Origin of the sequence: Mesorhizobium sp. M0815 (assembly GCF_040319995.1) — a bacterium.
Lineage (GTDB): Bacteria > Pseudomonadota > Alphaproteobacteria > Rhizobiales > Rhizobiaceae > Mesorhizobium.
In genome coordinates this window covers 25,472-46,488 of record NZ_JAMYOU010000032.1, presented here as the reverse complement: position 1 = coordinate 46,488, position 21,017 = coordinate 25,472, and the positions used below count along the sequence as shown (strand labels likewise).

The following is a 21,017-nucleotide window of genomic DNA, read 5'->3' as shown; positions in this document are numbered from 1 at the left end:
TTAGAAGCCTGACATTCCGGTTCCGGTCCCCTGTGGGTACGGTTTGATCTTCTCGTCGAACCCCATGTTACGATTGATGATTACTCGACGTGCCCCATTGAGGCCAAGTACCTCGCCCAGAGCAGCTCCGATGCCAGTTTCAAGAAGTGCAAAATGCCCATGAATGCGCCGACCAGAGTGAATGCTCTCGTATCCGGGTCTATTTCGAGCAGCGCGGACTTGGTCAGCATTAGACAGCCTAACGGGTCCTTCCCAACATAGCCATGGGCACCGGCCTGCTACTCACGCAGCACCCTCTCCTCCTTGGCAGCAGCCTCGAAAGCCTGACGGACCTCTTCCGGAGTCACACGGTCCTGAAGGGCGTCGGCGCACAGTTGCACAGCCTTCCTCCACTTAGGTCCCATCTTGGTCCACTTCATGAGTTCCTCGGCGGCACCCTCGACGTTGTTGCACCCGTAGGTGACCCCAGGTCGGTCGGTCTTAACGTACACCGGAGGGGAGAACCAATGGGTTACCACGACACCTCCTACTCAGGGGAGAGATACACGTTGGCCTCCTTAGCGGCAGCCTCAAAGGCCTTTCGTATTATGTGGGGGTCAATCGAATCGCCCTCCAAGGCTGACAGGCAGAGGGTCACCGCCTTATGCCAGCGAGGCCCCCTCCGGGTCCACATCTTGAGCTGCTCAAGGGCTGCCCTCGCATTGTTGCAGCCATGCCTGACACCGGTTTCAGTCTTCACGAACACCGGAGGGACGAACCAATGGGTTGCCATGATACCTCCTACTCAGGGGAGAGATACACGTTGGCCTCCTTGGCAGCCGCCTCAAAGGCTTCACGGACCTCTTGGGGGGAGGCTCTGCCCTCGAACGCATCGACGCAGGATTGGACCGCCTTGGTCGACTTCGGGCCCTTTGTGTCCCACGCCATGAGTTCCTCAGCGGCTCCCTCGACGTGGCTGACCCCATGGCGAATGCCTGGACGTTTCGTCTTGACGTAGACCGGTGGAGAGAACCAGACGGGACCCATAAGGATGAACCTAGAGCGGCAAGAGCCCGCTGACCAACCCAGCTGTAGCCGCAGCTAAGGGAACGATGTAGGCCCTCGCGGGGTTAGAACTTGCAGCGGTCGAGTCTTCGTGGATGTGCAGCCGCTGTGGGGGGTCCGTCGCCTGTCCCTCACCGGCGGCGGGCTCCTTTCGCGAAGGCGGTGTTGGTCAGAGACACATAGAACCTTATACCGCATCCAAGTTAGCTAGTTGCCATTGGGGGGAGTAATGTCCCCTCCTCTTTTGCAGCAGCCAGGAATGCCTTGCGGGCCTCCTCAGCTTCCATCTCGTCGAAAATCACGGCCATGCAAACGTGCACCGCGAGGTCCCAGCAAGGGCCACGCTTGGTCCACTTCATCAGCTCCTCGCCGGCAGTCTCGGCGTTGTTGACGTTGTGGATGATCCCGGGACGCTCGGTCTTGACCGGGACCGGAGGGTTGAACCAGTGGAGAGCCATGCGGTCACTCTTTGTCGGCCCGATCAAGTTCCTCCAGCAAATACTTTTGCTCAGCCCAGTTCCCGTTCTACAGGCAGAGTGAGCAGGTTGCGACGGTAATTGCGGATTACCTCTGACTATTGAAAATGACGCAGGACTGCGCGCTTCCGTTGTGATGCCACAGTGACTGAAGTTGGCTGACAGCTACTCCTGGGCGTCGAAAGCCACGCAGAGGCCCATGGCAGTTGCTGCCTCGACGATTGCCTCGGTTAGTTCTTCGTCGGAGGCCACCAAATAAGGCGCAGCCTCCCGCGCTTCGCGTAGTGCCGCTTTGATCGAGACCGTATCGCGACGGTCCGCCCTGTTGAGGAGTACAGTGATTGCTTGCTCTAGAAGCGGACCGACCCTTTGCGCGACGCTCATCCAGCCCTCCCCAGGGACACGCCGAAGGGGAATCTACTCACTTCCTGACGGACATCAACGCCATGTACGAATCGTACAAATTGGCACGGTGCTAGGCCGCGACAGTCAGGAATGTCTGTAGAATTTGTGGTGGGAATCGGACACCAGCTCGCGAAGACCCTCATGCTCCTCCTCGATCCTATTGACGCGCCTCGAGCCGCCTTTCTCCCACAATCCCAGGTCGGTCTGTCCTGACGTACACCGCAGGCGAGAACCAATGGGTTGCCATGAGGCTATTCGCGAAGATCGAACCCGACGAACAGGCCAAAGGCTGGGGCAACATTGACAATAAACTCCACCAGCTCGCAGTCAGTTTCCGCCAGATGTGGCCCGTCTCGGCGCACCGCTGCGATAGTCTCTTTGACGGAGATGATTTGGCCGCGACGGGCTTGTAGGATCAGCTCGTGAACAAGGTGTTTGGCAGTCACTTTGTCGGGTCGGCAGTTCGTCCAAACGTTCATACAAGGCCTCCCACCTCAGCGAGAACCCAAGGGGACATTCATGATCCTCTGTCGGGAAAAATCAAGAAGAAATGTTTGCCGGAATTTCTGAGCGGGAACCAGAGAAACAAGTACGGAGCGAGCCTCTGTACTCTTCCGCTTTGGCGCTCAGCCAGCCGGCTAGGGACCTTCTTCCGTCGGCCCCTGTTTGGCCCCATCAATAGCCGCAAGTAATGACTGTAGGGCTGGCGGCAGTTCTGGTTCGATCTCCAGATTTAAGAACGTTTGTACGTTATGACGATAGCCTTCGGAACGGATCAGTTTCCGAAACGCTCCGGAGACAGACTGATGGTCTGCTTTGTTGCTCGTTGTCATGTTCGGGAAGTCCGTCCCCAATGAGCCGTAACTCGCCCGCAACGAACGGGTTCCATCAGGAGGTCGGAATATTTTGGCTGAAATTTCTGAGCGGGAGATCGGATAACTGGCTCGCGCGAAGACCCCCCCGTGCCCCCTTCGTTTGCCGCAGCATTAACCTCGCTCTTTGAACTGAAATTCGTGTCTATCTAGCGTCGGCGTTGCACATCGTGAACGTTGGAATGCTTCTGTCCAATGTTTGCTCACGCTGTGATGCCAACGGGCAGGCTCTTGCGGCAGGGTGCCGCAAGGCGAATGAACGCCGGCCCAGTTCAACCCGCGCGACGTCCTTCAAACCTGGCGGGATCGATCTTCACCAAGCCGTCTGCAGCCTCGACCGCAGTTCGTATCCTGCTGCACAGCGCGAGATTTTCGGCCAGCATTTCTTCAGTGCGTTGAAGCGCGAGCTCGGTCTGGCGGATGCGCTGCCTGGCATTGGCAACTTCCGATGTCAAAAGATCGGCCGCCATCCCGTGGCCGTGGGGTTCCATAGTGTCCATGGGTTTCTAATACATGGGGCGCGATATCGTTCCCTGATGTCGGGCGAAACGGCGGGCCGCAGAAAAGCGCGATGGGCCGAATGACCAATGCGCGCCGTGTCAAAACAGCGCCGGCAACAGGCGAACGGCTTCGGCCGCTCTACATCCCACGGGCAGAGGGATCACGGTCCAGAGGGCCATTGATCTGTTCAGGTACGACTACAACGTAAGCGAAGACACACTCAGGCGGCTGGTGATCAAGCACCGTCTTCACAACCAGACAATGCCCGGTGCTCCGTGGAGAATAAGCGCTCCCGGTTTGGCTATGGCGCTCGCCGGCGATGATGACGCGCTTGCGCGGTTGAGGCGGGACGATCGCGAGCATCCGGACGTAACCCGGTATTTCAAGCGGCTCGGCATCCCGCGACCCTGACCTGTTATCAAAAGTTATGGTCGCGGCGACTGTCTAAAATAGACATTAAGTAGATGTCGCGGCCCGACAGGGCTCCACACAAGAGCGAACCGTTGCTGCCTTGCGCATCGCCCTCTAGGCCGCCGGCGTCGAGTTCATCCCGGAGAACGGCAGCCGCGCCGGCGTGAGGCTCCGCAAACCTTAGGCCGTAGACTCGTTACTGCGCAGCCACACACCTGCTTTTCGCCATCGGACGAAGCGGTTGCAACAGGTGGTGCGCGGGCCATAGCGCTGAGGCAGGTCGCGCCATGGAGCACCGGAGCGCAGCACCCAGAAGATGCCGTTCAGCACGCGCCGATCATCAACACGTGGCACACCTCTTGGCTTGTTGGGTAGACGCTTTATTCCATTGCTGACCATTGTCCAAAAGCGCTGTTAACCAAATTTTCTCACCCGCCAATGCTTATTCGCGCGACTGAAGGGGTGAGGTGATCGATGTGTGATTCAAACATAAGCGCGTTTCCGCTGCATCGGCGTCGGAAGTTGGTCGAAGGGATCGCCCGGGTCCTGGAATCCAAGAACGGGAAGGACGCGAACGCCTTCTGGCGCAACACCGCCAAGGCAATTCTCGTTCAACTGTCCGAATCAGGAATTGCACCCGGGGTCGCCGAACAGGAAGTTGGAACGCTTCTTCATGCTGTCTTGGGCGATATCGCCACCCGCAGTGCTGCGAAACTTGCACAATAGCATCGGCTCACGATGAAGGATTGCCGCATAGAGACGCCCCGGGCTCCACAAGCGTAGCACCACTGCATCCGTCAAACGCAGGTTTCTCACTGCGGATGAAAAGATAGGCGCGTTCGTCGAAATCATGCGCGCGAATGTACTCTCGGGCGAGATACGGCTCCGCCTCGCCTGTCCGGCGGTCATCGACCAAATCGAGGTAGGCGATGCGGAAACCCGCATTCACGGAAGGCCGACGGACCTTTTCCACGAGCTGAACCCGCAAAACCAATGAGCCGCCGTTGAGTTCCACACTGCAATCTTATGCGACTTTCGAAGCACGAAGCATGAACATCGAGTATGGTTCGCGTCATTCTCGCACTGAGATGCCTATAAGGGTCCGAGGTCTTTCCGCCCGGTTCTGTCTTGATGACACCGCTGTGTGTAAAAGGAGAACCTGGTATCACTTGCGCGGCCTGAATGTTCATCTAGTGGTAGGATACGGCGCAAGGGGCAACGGCGGCTAATGTCTATCCGTGTAAATATCGCTAACCAGGTACGGCAGACCACCGTACTGCAGTGGCGCCCATTGCTGCCATTGTTCGAAGCAGTCATGAACTCGTTTCAGGCAATCAAGGAAGCGAAACTGCCGACGGGTACGCCCGGACGCATGACGGTCGAGGTCGTTCGCGACGGCCGTCAACTCGACCTGGAAGTTCCGCCGATCAGCGGGTTCAAAGTCATTGATAACGGCATCGGTCTCGACGATGCCAACTACGACTCTTTTAATACTGCGTTCTCGCCACACAAACTGAGCCGAGGCGGCAAGGGCTTGGGTCGCTTCACCTGGCTCAAGGCCTTTGCATTTGCGCGCATCGAAAGCACGTTCAAGGATGACGACGGCGCATTGCTCACTCGAGCTTTCACCTTTGACGAGAACTACGATGTAGACGACCTGCGCGGCCTCCCCAAATCTGTCACGCGACATGCGACAGGCACAACAATCGAGCTTGTGGAACTAAGGCCGGAATATCACGGGCAGTGCCCCCGCACCTCGGAAGTGCTTATCCAGAAACTCATCGAACACTTCATCCTTGTACTGATGGACGAGGAGTGTCCGGCGGTTCAGGTTAACGACCTTGGGCTCAAGCATAACCTCAAAGAAATTTTTGAAAGAGACTATAAGGCCACGGCTTCGGCTTATCCCTTCGAAGTCGGTGGATACTCATTCACTTTACATGGTTTCCGACTTCCCACCTCACGGGCGACCAAGCACAAGCTTGTCTACGCTGCGGATCAACGGTCAGTCCTCAGCGACCGCCTAGCAGACCATCTTCCAAATCTGACATCCCGGCTTGAGGACTACGACGGCAAGGCGTTTTTCTACCTTGGCATCGTCCAGAGCCCTTACCTCACCGAACACGTCAACACCAATCGTACCGATTTCGAGTTCGGCAATCCTGATGATGCCGAGCTTGAACTTCCCCTCTCGGATCACAAGCTCATTCCAAAAACGGATATACGCGCTTCGGCACTAGCGTTCGTGGAGGACGATCTGAAGGATGTCATCGAGACCATCAACTCTGTCAAGCTCGATAGGATTCGTCGGTACGTGCAAGAAGAGGCGCCACAATATCGGATGCTTCTCAAGCACGCCGGCAGCTTCTTAAACAAGATCACTCCGACACCGTCTCGGTCTGAGATGGAAGGCATACTCCACCGGGAACTGTTCTTGCGGGAGACTGAACTCAAGAAAGACAGCACTCGCATCATTCGCGAGGCGAGCAAGATCACCGATTACGAGTCATACCACAAGGAGTTCACCGAATTCCTGGACCGGTACAATGAGCTTGGAGTGTCAGCCTTAGCCCAGTACGTTCAGCACAGACGGATCATCCTTGATTTCCTCGAACGCGCAGTCAAGTTGCCTGAGGACAAGAAGAACTACCCGCTCGAAAAGGTCGTGCATCAGCTCGTATTTCCAATGCAGCATAGCTCTGAAGATATCCCCTCCAGCGAGCAGAATCTCTGGATGATCGACGAGCGCCTCACATTCCATTCGTTCATTTCGTCCGATAAGCGAAACAACGCGCTGTCAGTCGTAGATTCGAAGGATAAGCAGAGAGGCGACATCGTCATCTTTGATGAAAAAATTATTTTCAGCGGTGAGCGGCCCGACGACGAGCATCCGCTGAACTCAATCATTGTGATTGAGTTCAAGCAACCGGGGCGCAACAAGTATGCGGGTGATGAGAACCCCGTTCTTCAGGCCGCAAAAGTGATCAACGCGATCCGCGGCGGTAAGTACCTACATAAGGGTCGAGCGATCCCAATCGCGAACGCAGATATTCCGGCCACGATTTTCGTGGTGGCAGACTTAACGCCAAAACTCAGGCAAGTTCTCACTGACTTCAATGCCACAATGACGCCGGACAAGCAGGGATTCTACGGCTATCACGCCAATCACAGGGTCTACTACGAGGTTATGGACTACACGAAGATGCTCAGCGACGCCAAAAAGCGTAATCGTATTTTCTTCGACAAGCTCAATCTAGTCGATAATCGATAGAGCCATGACGGGTTCAATCGCCCGTTCTGAGATGCATCTTCAGCCGGCACATCGGCTTCAGTCGAGTTCACGCGCGAAGCTGCCAATGGGTACCGAAATGTCCTATGTTCATGTGCAATAGCTGACAAAATTGACCAGCGTGCACGCCGTAATTGTCAGCTCAAAACCACGTCGATAAAGCCCTTTCCTTCCCTAATCCGCTCGAAGTCAGTGCGTAATGGCTGAGCTTTATCCAGCCATTCCCTCTCATAGGTCTCAAAGTCCGCGGGATCCTTCGGTTTGAAGTGTTCGAGATCAGGCTTGTAAATTCGGGTATCGCCAACCCGCCGAGCAATTTCCGTCATTAACAGGCCACGCGGAATCGTGCGGTATTTCCCTCGTTCGGTCGACACGACCGCTGTCGCTTTCGACTGCTGGCCGGCCGCCGGTACCGGCAGGATTGCATCCAGGATCGCAGTCGCTTCGCTGGGCTTTCCTTTGCCCATGTCCCAGGGTGTGCTGTTTTCACTGCCATGATGGCCGATCTTGAGGAAGTCGACTGTTTTGCCGAGCAGATCTCGGCGCTCGTTCCACATCACGTTCCATGAGCCATTCATCTTGCCCTCTTTGAAGTCGCCGTGCCATTCGGCGTCCCCGATAAACAGCAGGCGCTTCTTGTTCCATTCGATCAGCAGAACGATGCTGGAATTGTTTTTCAAAGTGCCATCCAGTTCCGCGAATGCCAAAGCGTTCGACTGCATGCGGGCACGAAGGGCGCGAAAAGAGGCCGGGCTGATATTGCGGGGCAAAGGCGGCTCTTGCGCTTTTGCAGTGGCATCAAACTCTTTTTCCGCGTCGAACGCGGCCGCTCCCAGCACGCCCTTCAATGTTCGCTGAGCGGTCGCGCCGAGATAATAACGATCGAAATCAGCCTCCGGGCCAAGGATGTTGATTTTCGCTTTATGGAGTTCAATGCCATGTGTTTCGTTGGTTTCGCCGCCATGCACATAGGTCGGCTCTCCGCCATCGAGCAGCGTCTTGCGCAAGGTCTGCATGGCGCCTTTGTTGTCAATCTGGAAAACTGACAAGAGCTCGCTTGCGCGAGGGCTCAGACTCGGCCCAAGCGCGGCAAGCCCCCGCATGGCCTGCTCAGCGACCCCTCTAATTTTTCGGGTCTTTCCCGCCTGCGGATGTTTGGGATCCATGGCGCAGTTCATCCAAACCGCGCCGACCTTCATGTTCTCGAATAGCTTGGGATCGAAGCCCGCTATGTGATCCTTGTGCTCGTGCGTGACAACGACAAGATCGAGCCGCTTTTTTCCGTCCTGTGCGTCTGGCAACTCGCTCTCGAGCTGTTTCATCGCTGCGGCAAGAAGCTTCCCTTCGCTCCAGGTGCCGCAGTCGATCAGCATATGGAATGCATCTTCCTTCTTGTCGGTTTTGCCGGGGATGCGAACATAGATGCAGTCGCCCAGACCGACATCATAAAGGCGGATCAGGAGCTCATTTGCCATCTAAGCGCTCCCAGGCTGGAATCATCGGCATCGTAAACATGAAGGTGCGGCGAGAGCTCAAACCGAACTGAGCCGTCAACTTCGCGCGCGATCAGTGGCGGTGTAAGGCTTCCAACAAGACCTTCGGGGCCGGCAAGTTCTTCACCAACCATCCCCTCCTCGATGCGTCTGGCAAGTGCATCGAGATACTCCTGCCTGCGCTGCTTGCCAGCCTCGAGTTCAGCCAAGGCTACCTGCTCGGTGCCAAAGAGTTTTTTGCGCGATTTTATCTTCTCCATCGCCACGCTTGCGGTGGCAAAGGGTTCGCTGCCTGGCTTGCGCGCCCAATAAAGCAGGCTGCCATTGACGTCGAAGACCATCGTCCCGCCACAGAGCAGGCTGGTCGTCTTGCCACTAAAGGAGCCAAACTGCGTGCCCGCTAACGCCAAGTTCTCGCGCCACAGATATTGGAGGATGATCTGTTTGGGCTGGAAGAGGCCTGGACCGACCATCTTCTCGGAGGTGAAGACCTCATCGACCATGATGTCGACATGGTCGGGAATGAAGAGCTTGTCGCGGTTGTCATCGAGATAGCGATAGGCCGCTGCACGCGAACTCCCGATAAGCTCCGGGTCGTGCGAAATTGTTCCTGGCATCCGATCGTACAAGGGCGCGCGCACCAGTAGGTCGGTTCTCTCCTCTGCGGTCATGATCTCGCGGTGGACGAAAATGTCCGCGATCATCTCGCGATAGTTGGTGGGATCAGTTGGGTTTGCGATCGCGAGGTTGCGCAAGACAGCGCGCGCGTAGTCGTTGAACGTAACCTCGACTGGCGGCAAAAGATCAAGCGCCTGGATGGCAATTATCTGCATCTGAGCGACCGCATATTGTAGCGATTGAGCCGGAGTGTGTGTCTCCCCGTCGCTGCGCTCTCGTTTGAGATATTGCTCGGTCAAGGCAACGAAGATGTCGAACATCGCTCCGGTCATCACCTCCGAGAGCGCGTGAGGTTCGATCTCATCCTTGTATTCGCCCAGAAAATGCTCGTTACCCGCACTACGAAGGTATGGTTGTCCTGACACGGCGTTGCCGAACTCTGTGGCGACAGATGCGATGAGTTCGTCACCGGATTTCGTCTTCAAGTGGCCCTTGGTCCTGGCCGCAAGCTCCTTACGGAACGAATTGTTCCGCAGCGTCATCAAGATTGCGGTCAAGTCCCCCAGGAATTCGTGAAAGGCACCTGTCTGTGGTGAGACCGCTTCCAGAAGATAAGGCCGAATGCCATCCAGCAGTGCATGACCAAACTCGTGATTGACGATATCGCTGGACAAGCAGGTGTGAATACGCTGACCGTTGTCGTCGTCAAAATAGTAGAACTGGAGCGATTTGCTCTGGCGATCATAATAGGCATTTGCGCCGTAACCGGCATTTGGCGTGACCAGAAGCCGATTGCCTTCGAACGCCCAAGAGATGCGCCGGCCGAGGCCGCTTGGGCTCTCGAAGAAATCAAGTGTGCTTTGCAGAATTGCCCAAGTGCTGACCTGGCGGAAGTGAGCGGTTTCTTTTAACGCTCGATCGATCCTACGCCCCTTCGGATCGAGAAAAACCTTCTCGCCGACGCTCCATTTGGCCGGTTCTTCCAACGTATTTCTGGTGCTGTCGTAATCGACAATAGCGAACCTCGCACTTGTGGGGCCGTCGCCAATGCGTGGCTCCCAAGGCACATAAAAATCGTCATCGATTTCCAGGCCGGGATTATTCTTCGCGACAAGGGGGTCCTTGTAATATGTGTCGAAGCGGACCTTGAGGCCGAGCTTCTTCTGCGTCACCCCATCCAGGAACCGTCGAGAGGCGTAGACGTCTCGCGTCTCAGCAGGTGACAGGGCCACCGCGACAGCCTTTTCACCCTTCTTAACGGGACTGCTCTTTTTCGCCATCTGCATCCCCCTGCAATCGTGAACTTGGAGACGTTACGACTCTCTACCCTAACTGCCGGCTTCTTTTGCCAGGCGATCTTTCATAAGGTCACCATAAGGCTCAACATCGAACGCCGTTGGAAAATTCTCTGGCTTATATCCCAAGATGGCTGCCTTCCGATCCAGAACCGACTGATGAACAAACGGCCGCGGCTCCTGTTTCTCGATCATGCGAGGCTCGGCCTGCGGAAGATAGAAACCGAGGGCGGATTTTCGCTTCCATTCACGCAATTTGACCGATTTTGGAATCCACTCGAGCGGCTTCCAGCCCCACGTCACTGAATCGTGCACGGCCCCAAGTGGATTCGGGCCCACGAAGTTCATCTTCCCCTCGCCCTCCCCTGTTCCGAAGACGAGGCGCTCCCGCATCCGAGAGTTGATCTGCAGTCCAAACGCCGTGGCTTCATCAATCATCCAGTCGAGCGGAAACTTAGAGATAGCGCCGTCCTCTTCAGGATAGCCACCACCAACATCCGAATGACACCCGGCGAACCAGACTTGCCTGATATCTTGCTCTTTTGCTGGCGCAGTTTTGTCGAAAGGATCTTCGACAAACGGCTGTGGTTCGACCCACCGGTTCAGCCGGAACATGCGACGATGCTCATCGATCGCAATCGCGTGGCGAAAGACCTCGACGCTCGGGTTGGTCCTTGTATGTGGCAGTGTCTGGAGCTGGGGCAGAAGTCGGTCCCTTCGCGGCACGATGACCGACGCAACCGTATCCCAGACACCAAGAAATTTGATACGAGCGTCTCGGGCTCCAGAGACTTTGGAGAAGTGCCAGGCGACGTTTAGGTCGTTCTCGTCGCTGGCCTGCTTATAGGAGCTTACAGCATATCGAACGATGTTAAGCTGATCCGGCTGCAGCAGGCCGATCATGTGGATCAGGCCCCCAACGGCGCGGACTGTGTAGGCACCGCGGCTGAAGCCAAAGAGGAAAATTGCGTCCCCTTCGACGTAGTGCCGGCAGATGAATGCGTAGGCGCCCGCGATTTCAGCGTCGAGCCCATATCCCGTGGCCAGTTCAAACACCGATTTGGTGTTTTGCCGCCAACGGGCCCATGCGTTGCTGGCGCCGATCGTGCCTACGCCAGCGTCGTAATAGACGCGCTGTTCCTCATTCTTCTTCAGGATGCGGAACAGTTTCAAAACGTTCGAGAGATTGCGCTCGATCTGGTTGCCCGTACCGTCGCAGCAGACGACAATGTTTTTCCCCACCTTGTTTTACGCTCCCGCACTGATGTATCTAGACTAAACTGGACGACTTCGAACTTCTTTCATCTAGCACGGTTTTTCGAGTCGGGCCCTCCCCGAAGCAGTCTAAACTCCGTTTGGGGCTCGCATTTCCTGCGAATACAGGCCTCAGGTCGGAAGCATATCGCGAATAGAAGTGCGATAATTGTTGCGCTCCTTTAGAATTCTGTAATCCGAATCACTGCGTGCAAGTTATTTCCTGGACAGCAACACCGGCATGAACATCCAAAAGGCGATCTCTAGCCTCCTCAATCCATCGAAGTTAGGCGCGCATGTCGCCTGCGCCGTCGCGCACGACGCGCCATGCGAGGGCGACGGGCCACGGACTGCACTACTTCATGTGCGTTTCAACGAAGACGAACCGCAGATCGATGCCCTTGCGGAGTTTCTGTGGGGCCAGTGCATGTACTATGCCCTGCCGCGAAAGCGGCGGCTCGAGTACACGGCGGCGATCGAGAAGGATTTCACATTGATCGCCCGGGTGCATCAGGCCGTGCGGGACGTCTTCATCACCTTCAACGCCACCAGCCCGTCGCGCGCTAGCGAACTGGGCGAGGTGCTCGCCTATTGCGTCGTTCAGCATCATCTTTCAGCGGCACAGGTCGCGGCAAAGATGGCGCTCAAAACCTCCGCTAATATGCCGGTCCACGGCCTAGACGGGATCCACGCAACTTTTGAAGGCGACGCCCTGACAATCTTTTTCCTGGAATCGAAGCTCGCCGGGAGCGCCAACGCCGGCCTTAAGGACTATGCCAAATCCGCCGCGGGATTTCTCGCCAACCGGAAACAGTACCTTCGCGAATATGAATTAGTATCGGACCTTGGGCATTTGGACTCTCTGGAGGGCGCGGCCCGAGAAGCGGCGCTCGATTTCTTCGACATCGTCGGCAAACCCGATCTACCGAGACGCGAACGTTCTGTCGGAGTGATCTGCTATTCCGAACGCCGGTTCAATGCCAAATTGCCCGTCTCCGATGGTCCCGTGGACGCGCACGAGGAGCATTTCGCGGGCCTCTACCGAACAGATCACAAACGGCATCGCAGCGCGGCGAATAAGCATATCAAGGCGTCAGGAGCTGACACCGCGAAGACCCTTTTGTTCCTTGTGGCGGTTCCGGACGTCAATGTGCTTCGCAAAGCCTTTTACCGGGCGATGGGAGTGGAGCCTCCTCACGAAGATATTCCAGCCGCGTCTGAAGATGAGGAGGAGAACGCACCCGGGTCGGCGGAGGATCTCGACGTCGTCGCGCCGGTCGAGAGCACCGACGCATGACCTTCGCCCTGGACCTTTCCCGTCGGCTTGAGACCCACCAGGCCTTCCGATCCGACTTCGACCGTCTTCAGGCGGAAGCCGCCTTTGCCACACTTCCCCACACGATAGAGTCGCGCCGTGGCGGAATGGATCGGCAGGATGTACTACGCCTGATGTACTGCGCCGGGGTGTTCGCCCAGACCGACGACGAGACCCTGCGGGCGCTTGCCCAGGCGATCTCGTTGGGCGCCCTTCTTATCGGTCGCGACGACATTCCAGTGGACGCCAGCCTTCGCCTTTTGACCGATCTAGGCAATTTCCCCGCCCTAACGTACGCGGAAGCCCGGCATGAGCCAGTCGCCACAATTCGGCAGGCCCTACGGGCGGCGATCTCACGCGAGGTAAATGGCATCGACGTCGGCAGCGAGCGAATTGCCCTTACCGATTTCCAGAAACGTGCTTGGGATCGGCTTGGCCAGGATACGGCGCTGGCTATTTCCGCGCCGACATCGGCCGGTAAGTCCTTTCTAGTCATCGAGCACCTTTGCAGGACCGCAGAACGGTCCGCCATCTTCCGGGCGGTCTATGTCGCGCCCACACGTGCGCTTCTCTCGGAAGTCTATGCCTCGATCCAGCGCCGGCTAAACGATGAAGTCGGCATTCGCGTTTCGACGGTGCCAACGATCGACCCTGCGGCCCCCGAGCGTCAAATATTCGTTCTGACCCAGGAAAGATTGCAAGTTCTGCTGGCGGTCTCAACTATAGATTTCGACTTGGTGATCGTCGATGAGGCGCAGAATTTTTCGGACGGCGCCCGGGGAATGATCCTGCAGGAATGCCTCGAACAGGCAATTGCCCGACGGGCTGACACTCGTCTGGTCCTGTTGGCGCCGGGTGCGGAAGGTTTCGAAACCGTCGCCGATTCCATCGGCCTGAAGGGACTGAAAGCATCTGTTTCGCTTCTGCCGTCCGTCATACAGAACCGCATCCTCGTGAGCCGGGCGGCCGAGCCGAGGACCCTCAGTCTGCGACTCCTAACCGCTCTTGGCTCGACATCGTTAGGCGTGGTTCAGAGCCATCGAGGGTTTGACCACCCCGCCAGCCGTCTCGCAGCGGTCGCGCTGGAGCTCGGACGCACAGGCGGTTCTCTGGTGTATGCGACGGGACCCAAGGACGCCGAAACAGTCGCACTACAGCTACACCAAGATTGCCGAGATAGCGGCGATAAGGTGCTCCAAGATTTGGCGCAGTTCATTGAAAAGCACATCCATCCCCGATATGCTCTCGCCGCCTTGGTCCGGCGTGGCGTAGCCTTTCACTACGGTAAGATGCCCACGCTGCTGCGGGAGTCTATTGAGAGTGCCTTCAAGTCCGGCGCGCTGAAATTCCTTGCTTGTACCACGACCCTTTTTCAAGGCGTAAACCTTCCCGCCCGCAACGTTTTCATCGACACGCCTACGCGGGGGACTAACTCGCGGCTGGATCCGGCAGCTCTATGGAATTTTGCGGGACGCGCAGGTCGGATGAAGGCCGACATCGTTGGAAATGTTTTTCTCGTTGACTACGACGAGTGGCCGGATAAGCCGATGAACAGCTTCGTCGGCTACCGGATCGAACCTGCATTCGGAAAGGCCGCCGCCGACCATGGATCCGCCATACTACAAGCTCTGGCCGGCGAACTGCCAAGGATGGTACCTGGCGATGAGGTGGCGGGGAAGGTTCGCGCCGCTGCGGGCCTGCTCATAGCAAGAGCCGCCAGAGGCGACGTGGCTCTTTTTGCGTCACGATCCCTGTCCTCGTTCGCGGCAAAAGATCGCGACGCCCTAGTCGTCGCGGCCCAAGCTGCGAGCGATGGGATCGGCCTGCCCGCGACGCTGCTGTCCACAAACTGGACCGTAGATCCTTTCGGGTTGAAACGCCTGTTCAATGAATTGGTCAGCAAGATCGTAGCCGGCGAAATCGACGGATTGATCCCAGTCAACCCGCACGACTATCTACCGGCGCGTAAAGCGTATGAGTCGATTTTCATGCGTGCACAGAGGCTGGTGAATCTGTCCGCCAGCAGGTTCCCCGCATTGGTCGCCGGCGTCGCGGTCAAATGGATGCAGGGCACGCCCTACCCCGTTCTTCTTGCCGACGCTATCCGGCGCGAAGAGCGAACCCTTGCGAAAAAGATCAAGGCCTATGAGGATGAAATTGCATCGAATGCGAAGTCACGCAAACGTCGGCCGAAACCGATCGACATCAATGATGTGATCCGTAAGGAGTTCGACCTCATTGAGGACGTCATCCGCTTCCGGTATGTGCAACTCGGAAAAGCCTACATTGATGTCCTGGCCTTGGCATTGCGGCACTGCGGATTCGAAGCGCGGATCAGAGAAATCTTTGACTTCTCACTGGCGCTTGAGCTCGGTGTATGTACGAGGTCTGGTTGGTCTTTCATGGAACTTGGACTTTCGCGGATCGCTGCCGCTGCGCTTGAGCCTCATTTCCCAAACTCCGATTTGAGCGTCCAGCACGCGCGGGACTGGTTGCGCAAACTAGACGTGACTCAACTCCAAATCAGTTCGGTGATCGTCGACGAGATGCTCAGCTTGGGGCTGATAGAATTGGAGAATTTCGCTTAGGCAGCCTTATTTGGCCAAAGGCCTTGTCAGCCCCTCATCCAACTTGCCTGGCGGTCTCATTGCAGAGGCCAGAAACGGGCGTATCGGAATTCGACGCTTACCGCCACCGGGGCCTGTCTGGGCCACCCGTCAAGAAGTGCCGGGGCGGCTCCTGTGCCTATGAGGGAAGGTGTGGCTTAAGGCTTAAGGTTGGCAGTCACCCGGGGAATGATGCGATTCATACGGGCCAGTATGGCAAGCGCGTCAAGCATGGCGGTATGCTCGGATACGTATTTGATGGCAACTTCGCTTCGGCATTCGCTGCGATCACGGCTGCAATCGGAACGCGTCTCGCGGACCTAGACATGGATGCGCCGGGCGAGATGAAGCAATCTTCCAATCGGCCGTATGACAGCAATTGCCGAGAGACCTATCACAGGAGAGGTGAACTGCGCCCGTTGATCTTACACCACCAAGTCGTTCCAGTCGGACGGTAGAGAAGCGCCACGCTCCGACCTCGCCGTTGCGGCCGTCAGAAGCCGAAGTGTTCGCTCGATCTCCGATCGCCGGGTGGCACGTGAGCTAACTGATCTGGTCAGCCGTCGCGGGAAGCCGGACATGATCGAAAAGGGAACTGTTTGGATCAAGCTGGCAATACCTCTGCAAATTCCCCACCGCAGAACCCGACATGGGCTGCAAGTGCTCGGAGCAGAACGGGCCGCCAGTGATTGAGGTGAAACTCTCGGCTCTCCACATCTGCCTGTGCAAGAAGATAGCTGCGGACACCCTCAGCGCCAGCACTATCAAACAGGATTCTAACTGCGGTCGCCTGACTGGTCAGATAGATATTGATCTCCCGCGCATAGCGTTCGTTGAGTTTCAGGCGCTGCAAGACAAATGAGAGGCGCGAGCTAACTAGCGCTTCGATTGGAGCGGCTGGATCAATGTCAAACGTAGCAACCAGGCCGCCCCCTTCAATTGTGACGCCGGCTCGCAAGAATGACGTATCCGGAACCGCTTCGAAATAGGGGTGAAAGAACTGCTGGGCAGGCTCTAGGGCAGCCGATTTGCTCTTCGACTGATTACACTCTTGGCAAAGGGGCACCAAATTGCGAGGATAAACAGCCAACGGATGGTAATCTGACCGCGGAAGATGGTGATCCAGTTGGCGCGGCGGTGCAATTCCACATATCGGGCACAGCTCAATTCCTGCCATTAGCGACGCTCGAACCGACGCTAACTTGCCACCCGCTTGGGTGAAGTCATACCCGCTATAGATCGCGTCGCGAAACTGCTGAAGAAGCGCGCCGCCCTTTAGGATTTCCGCGGGGCCCCCCAAACCCGCGTCATAAGCGTCGTAGATGGCAATCACGCTGTCGATCTCAGCTTGGGTCGCAGCATAGCCTTTCGCAATACCGGCGTGAACGTAGGTCTCGATAGCGCGCACGAGGTAGGCTTGCGCCTCCTCGCGAGAAGGACATGGCAGGGTTCTCACTGGCGAGCCTTCCGGGCGAGGCCCGCAAGCACGTATGCGAGCGCCTGCCCGCTAAGGCCCGGCCGAAAATGCTGGTTCACGTCCTCGATTGTATTGTGTGCCTGAATGAGTAGATCAAGAATCCCATGAAAGTCTGTCGCGGCAGAAGTCAGACCGAAGGTATCGTGGGTTAAGGTTCCCACGTTCTCGCCGAATGTCTCTCGTGGCGGGATAAAGACCTCAAATTCCGATCCGATCCGCCTTATGACCCTCACGTGCAGTGCCAACGTCTCCTGGAGGATCACCGGTGAATGCGTTGCCACGATTGCGAACGCGTTCTTTTCTTCCAGTACCAATCTCAAGGCGTGCATGACCGCTGCAATGAGCGGGGGATGAAGGTGTGTCTCAGGCTCGTCGAAGAGCACGAGGGATTTTCTCGTCGTATGTGCCACCAGCGAGGCGATCGCATGCATCGTGATTTTGTGGCCTGTGCTCCATCCGAGAAAGCTTGAACGGGGATTGGCACCAAGCAGAGCCTGTCGATCCGTCCCGGCAACATCGGCAAACGAGGCGTCGGCGAGCACCAGCGCAAGAGCAGCATCGAACAGCGCATCATCTCCATGCTCCGCGATCTGCCCGATTAGGCGAACAAACTCGTCAGCGAGCTGCTCGAGCGACTTCAGTTTCGTACTCGATCGTCGATCCTCGATGTCCAGGACAGTTCTTTCATCCACGTCCGTCGGCTTGGCCCGTGCGGATGACAATTGCTCTCGCACTTCGGCAACGACGTCGCGAAGGCCGGCGTAGACGTAGCGACCGCCTCCCCTCTCCATGTCCGATGCGATCTGCTCGAGCTCAGTCTCATACAACCCGGGCACGGAGAAGTTCTCGAACGCGCTGTACGAAACCGCGATAATGCGCATGAAGCCAATTGACGGTGGATCGAACACGCCGACGGCGGTCAACTGAGGCCACGTTCTGTCCGATGGCGACGCAAACGCGACCCGTGCGATGCGCGATAGGAAGGTGCTCTTGCCCGATCCGTTGCGTCCAATCAGCACCATCACTCGCCGTGGGAGCAAGACCTTGCGCTTGCTGGGGCCAAGTTCGCGTGTCGGGCCGAAATAAAACAGTGGGCTCGGCGCATCGAAATAGAGCTGGATCGGCGCCGCCCATCCGGCCGGATGGAATGTGAACGACAGATGGAGGTCTGGAACCTCGCTGGCATTGCGAGAGTGAATCTGTCTAGCATCGGAAAGGAAGCCCTCGGGTTCCGGATTGTCGCGGAACAGAGATATTCGCCAGCCTTCCTCCTGGCTGAATAGCGGCTCTAGTTGCGAGTTGGCAACGACGTCGTTCAACGAGCCCAGAATCTCATCTCGGTCCTCCCCAGCAATCTCATTGAGCCGCTGGTAATAGTCGAGTGAGCTGCCAACAGAGCCGAAGTCAGGCGGAAGCCGGTCGAATGGTTCGGTGATCAGGATGCCGTCTTGCGTGGTTTGGCCTCGCCGTAGAATCTTGACCGGCCCGATCAAAGTAGGAGGGCTTCCCTCGACCTGATAGTAGAGGTGATACAGCGTCATGAAGGAAAAATCGTTCCATCTGTCCTGCTGCAGCGCGAACTTTGTTGCAAAACTCTGCACGCCCTGGCGGCTCGGGGGCAAGACGCTAATGGCCATGGGCAGCCTCACTTGCGGGCGGTCCGCCGTGCTGGCTTAGCTGGCTCCCCCTATCCAGGAAGCCATCAAGGAGTTGTTCGCGGTTCACCATCGGATCCGACGATACGGCGCCAATAAGCCCGCACACCACCTTGCGAGCGAGTTCTCTGGCACTTCGTCTATCGTTCCCGGATATGTCCGCCATCGGCCTCCCGTGTAGGAAATCGCTCCTAAGCCCGAAAAGCTTGGAATAGGCGTTCCCAAACGAACCATCGTTGAGCAGTCCGGAAATGCGAAGCGTGGCCCGGCGCGTCGCGCCGGGATTCTTTCCTTCGATCTTTTTTCGGGCGCGTGGGTCATGGTCCAAAGGCAAGCCGAGCGCCGCCTCGATCGTTGAAATATGGGCAAGAAACTCGTCGATGGCTTCTGATTGAAATCCACGGACAAAGAAGTGCGCAACAGGACGGTCGAACAACGTCGTCCGGCGCGCCGCTACAATGTCACTCCACGCGTCGTCGGTCAGCCAGGTAATTGCGCTGTCGCTGTCATCATTTAGCGGATAGGCGACCGGCGCTTCATATTCATGCTCGTCGCCATTGACATCGAACTGCCATGCAGGCTCCCAGCTCAGGCTGTCTGGAGAAGGTGGCGGAACCCGACGAGCAAACACGTCAGAGTCGACGGTGTAGACCCAAGGAACTCTAAAACCACGCCATTCCATGTCCTTGTATTCAGCGATCTGCTCCCAGGGGATTGTGAGGAGTCCAAAAAGCGCAGCTTCGACAGATGAAGGGAGGCTAGTTTTGTGCGGTTCGATTCGTCCAAAATCCTGGCTAAGATTCACGAACAGGCCGGGCAGTGTTCTCCCGTCGGGACCCATGTCGTCGTGGGAAACCTTCTCGTCGACGACGAGCCAATTGAACTCGGAGAAGCGTTTGCTATCGAACGACCAGTTCTGGTTCGCCCGATGAAGACGCAAAACGTCGAAAAGCTCCTCAAGCTCCGTCGCCGAAAAGCACCGCACCTGATTTGGACCGAAGGAGATCGTCGGAAGGCGCGATGCCAGATCGAGCGGGCACAGGTGCAGTCGCCTCGATGCCGTGCTCCGGATGGCTTTGTCGAGGCCATCCGATATTTCGGCCGCACTCGCTGCCAACCCAGAACCCTGGCCACCGACGAGACAGGCCAAGCCGAGCTGCCGCAATGCTGAGGCAAGCGAAAGTCGCAGCATGGAGCCAGATCTAATCTGGGGGTATCGAGTTTGACATAACTCCGCAAAACGCAGAAACGCCGGAGTGTTCTGCAGGTGATTAACGTCAGTCGCCGGCGCCCGACCCAGCTGTTCCAGTTCGTGGAGAATATCGACAGGAGGGCCGACCGTGACGTTCATGATGTCTGCGGTCCCGGCGGAGCTCGATAGAGAATGATCCGTCCGGTCGGCAGAATCTGGGTAAGGAAATCAAAATCGCGGACGTTGCCGGTCAGCACGCCCGCCCCCAACTGACGCGCCTGCAGGAATACGAGGGCGTCATTTACGAAGCGGCGCTCGTGCCCCTCCCCCTTGGGCAGATTGCTCAGCCGGCAGAGCAAGCCAGCCAACACACCGGCCTGTCCCCACATCGCTGCATCCGGGTCATGAAGACGGTGGTCCGGAATGTCCTCCACCGTGGCTTTGATTGTCTCGAGGACAGCTTTTGTGGAGGCATGCTTTGGGTCGAGCCGGCCAAAGGCGTGGGTCAGCTCAGAAAGGCAGACCGCGGAATGGTGGCATCGGCGATAGGTAAGCAGCGTATCGACTTCAACCGGTGCTCGTCCCTGCAGGACATCCAGATAGACGCTCGTATCCAGAAACAGCGGTCCCCCGATCGCAGGTTCGTCAGCAACCCATGGGAGATCGTCGTCGGCCCTGCGCTTCAGCGTTCCGTTGTGCTTTTGGGGCTTTAGCGATCGGAGGGTTTCGGAAAGATCAAACCCCAAGATCTATGTCCGCCGGGATGCTGCCCTTACGTCCGACCAGGCGGGCGCCAAAGTCATCTTCGAGGGCCAGGCGCGACAGCGCCAGTTCCAACAGCTCCGTGTCCGAGGTGACATGAGCGCGCTTCTTGGCCGCCTCGATCAACTCCGAAGGCACTCGCCCCGAAAGACGGGTATTCTTCGCCGCGCCGAGCAGTCCGGCGGCTTTCGCTTGCTCGAGTACAAGCTTATTGCGGGTCGATGCGACCGTTGCTTCGCTTTCTGCAGCCGTCCGTGTCTGCGCAGCCATGAGAACCTCCTGTGTTGAACAGAATATAGATTGCGTTGAACGCATAGGCAAGGCTTAGTAGCCGCTGGCCGTCGGGACGTAG

Annotated in this window: 20 protein-coding genes and 1 pseudogene; 4 read left to right on the top strand and 17 right to left on the bottom strand. The window is 57.2% G+C overall.

Features of this window, described 5'->3' with window-relative positions; translation table 11 throughout:
* Window positions 1-278: 278 nt before the first annotated feature.
* The 8 genes and pseudogenes from NKI01_RS26155 to NKI01_RS26120 form a co-directional block, all read right to left on the bottom strand.
* Window positions 279-518, bottom strand: a complete 240-nt coding sequence (locus NKI01_RS26155; protein WP_352884864.1) for a DUF982 domain-containing protein — start codon at window positions 516-518, stop codon at window positions 279-281.
* A gap of 8 nt (window positions 519-526) precedes the next feature.
* Window positions 527-772: a DUF982 domain-containing protein gene (locus NKI01_RS26150; RefSeq protein ID WP_352965166.1), complete on the bottom strand. Its 246-nt coding sequence runs from the start codon at window positions 770-772 to the stop codon at window positions 527-529.
* An 8-nt stretch (window positions 773-780) separates the two neighbouring features.
* Window positions 781-1,026, bottom strand: coding sequence for a DUF982 domain-containing protein (locus tag NKI01_RS26145; protein ID WP_352965164.1), 246 nt, complete (start codon window positions 1,024-1,026; stop codon window positions 781-783).
* A 221-nt stretch (window positions 1,027-1,247) separates the two neighbouring features.
* Window positions 1,248-1,502, bottom strand: a complete 255-nt coding sequence (locus NKI01_RS26140; protein ID WP_352965162.1) for a DUF982 domain-containing protein — start codon at window positions 1,500-1,502, stop codon at window positions 1,248-1,250.
* A 183-nt stretch (window positions 1,503-1,685) separates the two neighbouring features.
* The gene (locus NKI01_RS26135) at window positions 1,686-1,904 is read right to left on the bottom strand and encodes a hypothetical protein (RefSeq protein ID WP_352457912.1); all 219 of its coding nucleotides are present in this window, start codon (window positions 1,902-1,904) and stop codon (window positions 1,686-1,688) included.
* Between the two features lie 272 nt (window positions 1,905-2,176).
* Window positions 2,177-2,404: a hypothetical protein gene (locus tag NKI01_RS26130; protein ID WP_352457911.1), complete on the bottom strand. Its 228-nt coding sequence runs from the start codon at window positions 2,402-2,404 to the stop codon at window positions 2,177-2,179.
* Window positions 2,405-3,069: 665 nt separating this feature from the next.
* The gene (locus NKI01_RS26125; protein WP_352643113.1) at window positions 3,070-3,267 is read right to left on the bottom strand and encodes a hypothetical protein; all 198 of its coding nucleotides are present in this window, start codon (window positions 3,265-3,267) and stop codon (window positions 3,070-3,072) included.
* Window positions 3,268-3,910: 643 nt separating this feature from the next.
* Window positions 3,911-4,108, bottom strand: a pseudogene (locus NKI01_RS26120) (transposase); the annotation flags it as partial.
* A gap of 75 nt (window positions 4,109-4,183) precedes the next feature.
* Between NKI01_RS26120 and NKI01_RS26115 the strand changes: the two are divergent.
* Window positions 4,184-4,435: a DUF6074 family protein gene (locus tag NKI01_RS26115; protein ID WP_352457909.1), complete on the top strand. Its 252-nt coding sequence runs from the start codon at window positions 4,184-4,186 to the stop codon at window positions 4,433-4,435.
* Between the two features lie 7 nt (window positions 4,436-4,442).
* Here NKI01_RS26115 and NKI01_RS26110 read toward each other — a convergent pair whose 3' ends face one another.
* Window positions 4,443-4,724: a hypothetical protein gene (locus NKI01_RS26110; RefSeq protein ID WP_352686003.1), complete on the bottom strand. Its 282-nt coding sequence runs from the start codon at window positions 4,722-4,724 to the stop codon at window positions 4,443-4,445.
* Between the two features lie 300 nt (window positions 4,725-5,024).
* Here NKI01_RS26110 and NKI01_RS26105 point away from each other — a divergent pair, with 300 nt between their 5' ends.
* Complete coding sequence (locus tag NKI01_RS26105) at window positions 5,025-6,980, top strand: hypothetical protein (RefSeq protein WP_352619027.1); 1,956 nt, start codon at window positions 5,025-5,027, stop codon at window positions 6,978-6,980.
* A 155-nt stretch (window positions 6,981-7,135) separates the two neighbouring features.
* Here NKI01_RS26105 and NKI01_RS26100 read toward each other — a convergent pair whose 3' ends face one another.
* From NKI01_RS26100 to NKI01_RS26090, 3 genes are read right to left on the bottom strand one after another with little or no spacing between them, the layout of a single operon-like run.
* Window positions 7,136-8,473 carry an MBL fold metallo-hydrolase gene (locus NKI01_RS26100; RefSeq protein ID WP_352965160.1) on the bottom strand — a complete coding sequence of 446 codons (1,338 nt, stop codon included), beginning with the start codon at window positions 8,471-8,473 and terminating at the stop codon, window positions 7,136-7,138.
* A complete protein-coding gene (locus NKI01_RS26095; RefSeq protein WP_352965158.1) occupies window positions 8,455-10,389 on the bottom strand; it encodes a gluzincin family metallopeptidase in 1,935 nt (644 codons plus the stop codon). Before NKI01_RS26095 ends, NKI01_RS26100 begins: the two co-directional genes overlap by 19 nt.
* 48 nt (window positions 10,390-10,437) lie before the next feature.
* Window positions 10,438-11,646, bottom strand: coding sequence for a T6SS phospholipase effector Tle1-like catalytic domain-containing protein (locus NKI01_RS26090; RefSeq protein WP_352508305.1), 1,209 nt, complete (start codon window positions 11,644-11,646; stop codon window positions 10,438-10,440).
* A 253-nt stretch (window positions 11,647-11,899) separates the two neighbouring features.
* On the opposite strand from NKI01_RS26090, the gene NKI01_RS26085 reads away from it, so the two are divergent.
* Window positions 11,900-12,955 carry a HamA C-terminal domain-containing protein gene (locus NKI01_RS26085; protein WP_352508304.1) on the top strand — a complete coding sequence of 352 codons (1,056 nt, stop codon included), beginning with the start codon at window positions 11,900-11,902 and terminating at the stop codon, window positions 12,953-12,955.
* Window positions 12,952-15,561, top strand: a complete 2,610-nt coding sequence (locus NKI01_RS26080) for a DEAD/DEAH box helicase (RefSeq protein WP_352965156.1) — start codon at window positions 12,952-12,954, stop codon at window positions 15,559-15,561. Before NKI01_RS26085 ends, NKI01_RS26080 begins: the two co-directional genes overlap by 4 nt.
* Before the next feature lie 622 nt (window positions 15,562-16,183).
* On the opposite strand, the gene NKI01_RS26075 is transcribed toward NKI01_RS26080, so the two are convergent.
* The 5 genes from NKI01_RS26075 to NKI01_RS26055 are packed head-to-tail and all read right to left on the bottom strand — an operon-like array spanning window position 16,184 to window position 20,935.
* Complete coding sequence (locus NKI01_RS26075; protein WP_352935546.1) at window positions 16,184-16,987, bottom strand: HNH endonuclease; 804 nt, start codon at window positions 16,985-16,987, stop codon at window positions 16,184-16,186.
* Between the two features lie 44 nt (window positions 16,988-17,031).
* A complete protein-coding gene (locus tag NKI01_RS26070) occupies window positions 17,032-18,693 on the bottom strand; it encodes an AAA family ATPase (RefSeq protein WP_352508300.1) in 1,662 nt (553 codons plus the stop codon).
* Window positions 18,683-20,062 (bottom strand): hypothetical protein, encoded by a 1,380-nt coding sequence (locus tag NKI01_RS26065; RefSeq protein ID WP_352508299.1) that lies wholly within the window; start codon window positions 20,060-20,062, stop codon window positions 18,683-18,685. The genes NKI01_RS26070 and NKI01_RS26065 overlap by 11 nt, the downstream gene beginning before the upstream one ends.
* Window positions 20,059-20,649 carry a type II toxin-antitoxin system VapC family toxin gene (locus NKI01_RS26060; RefSeq protein WP_352884859.1) on the bottom strand — a complete coding sequence of 197 codons (591 nt, stop codon included), beginning with the start codon at window positions 20,647-20,649 and terminating at the stop codon, window positions 20,059-20,061. The genes NKI01_RS26065 and NKI01_RS26060 overlap by 4 nt, the downstream gene beginning before the upstream one ends.
* Entirely contained in the window at window positions 20,639-20,935 is a 297-nt protein-coding gene (locus NKI01_RS26055) for a hypothetical protein (protein ID WP_352772514.1), read from the bottom strand. The genes NKI01_RS26060 and NKI01_RS26055 overlap by 11 nt, the downstream gene beginning before the upstream one ends.
* Between the last annotated feature and the right edge of the window lie 82 nt (window positions 20,936-21,017).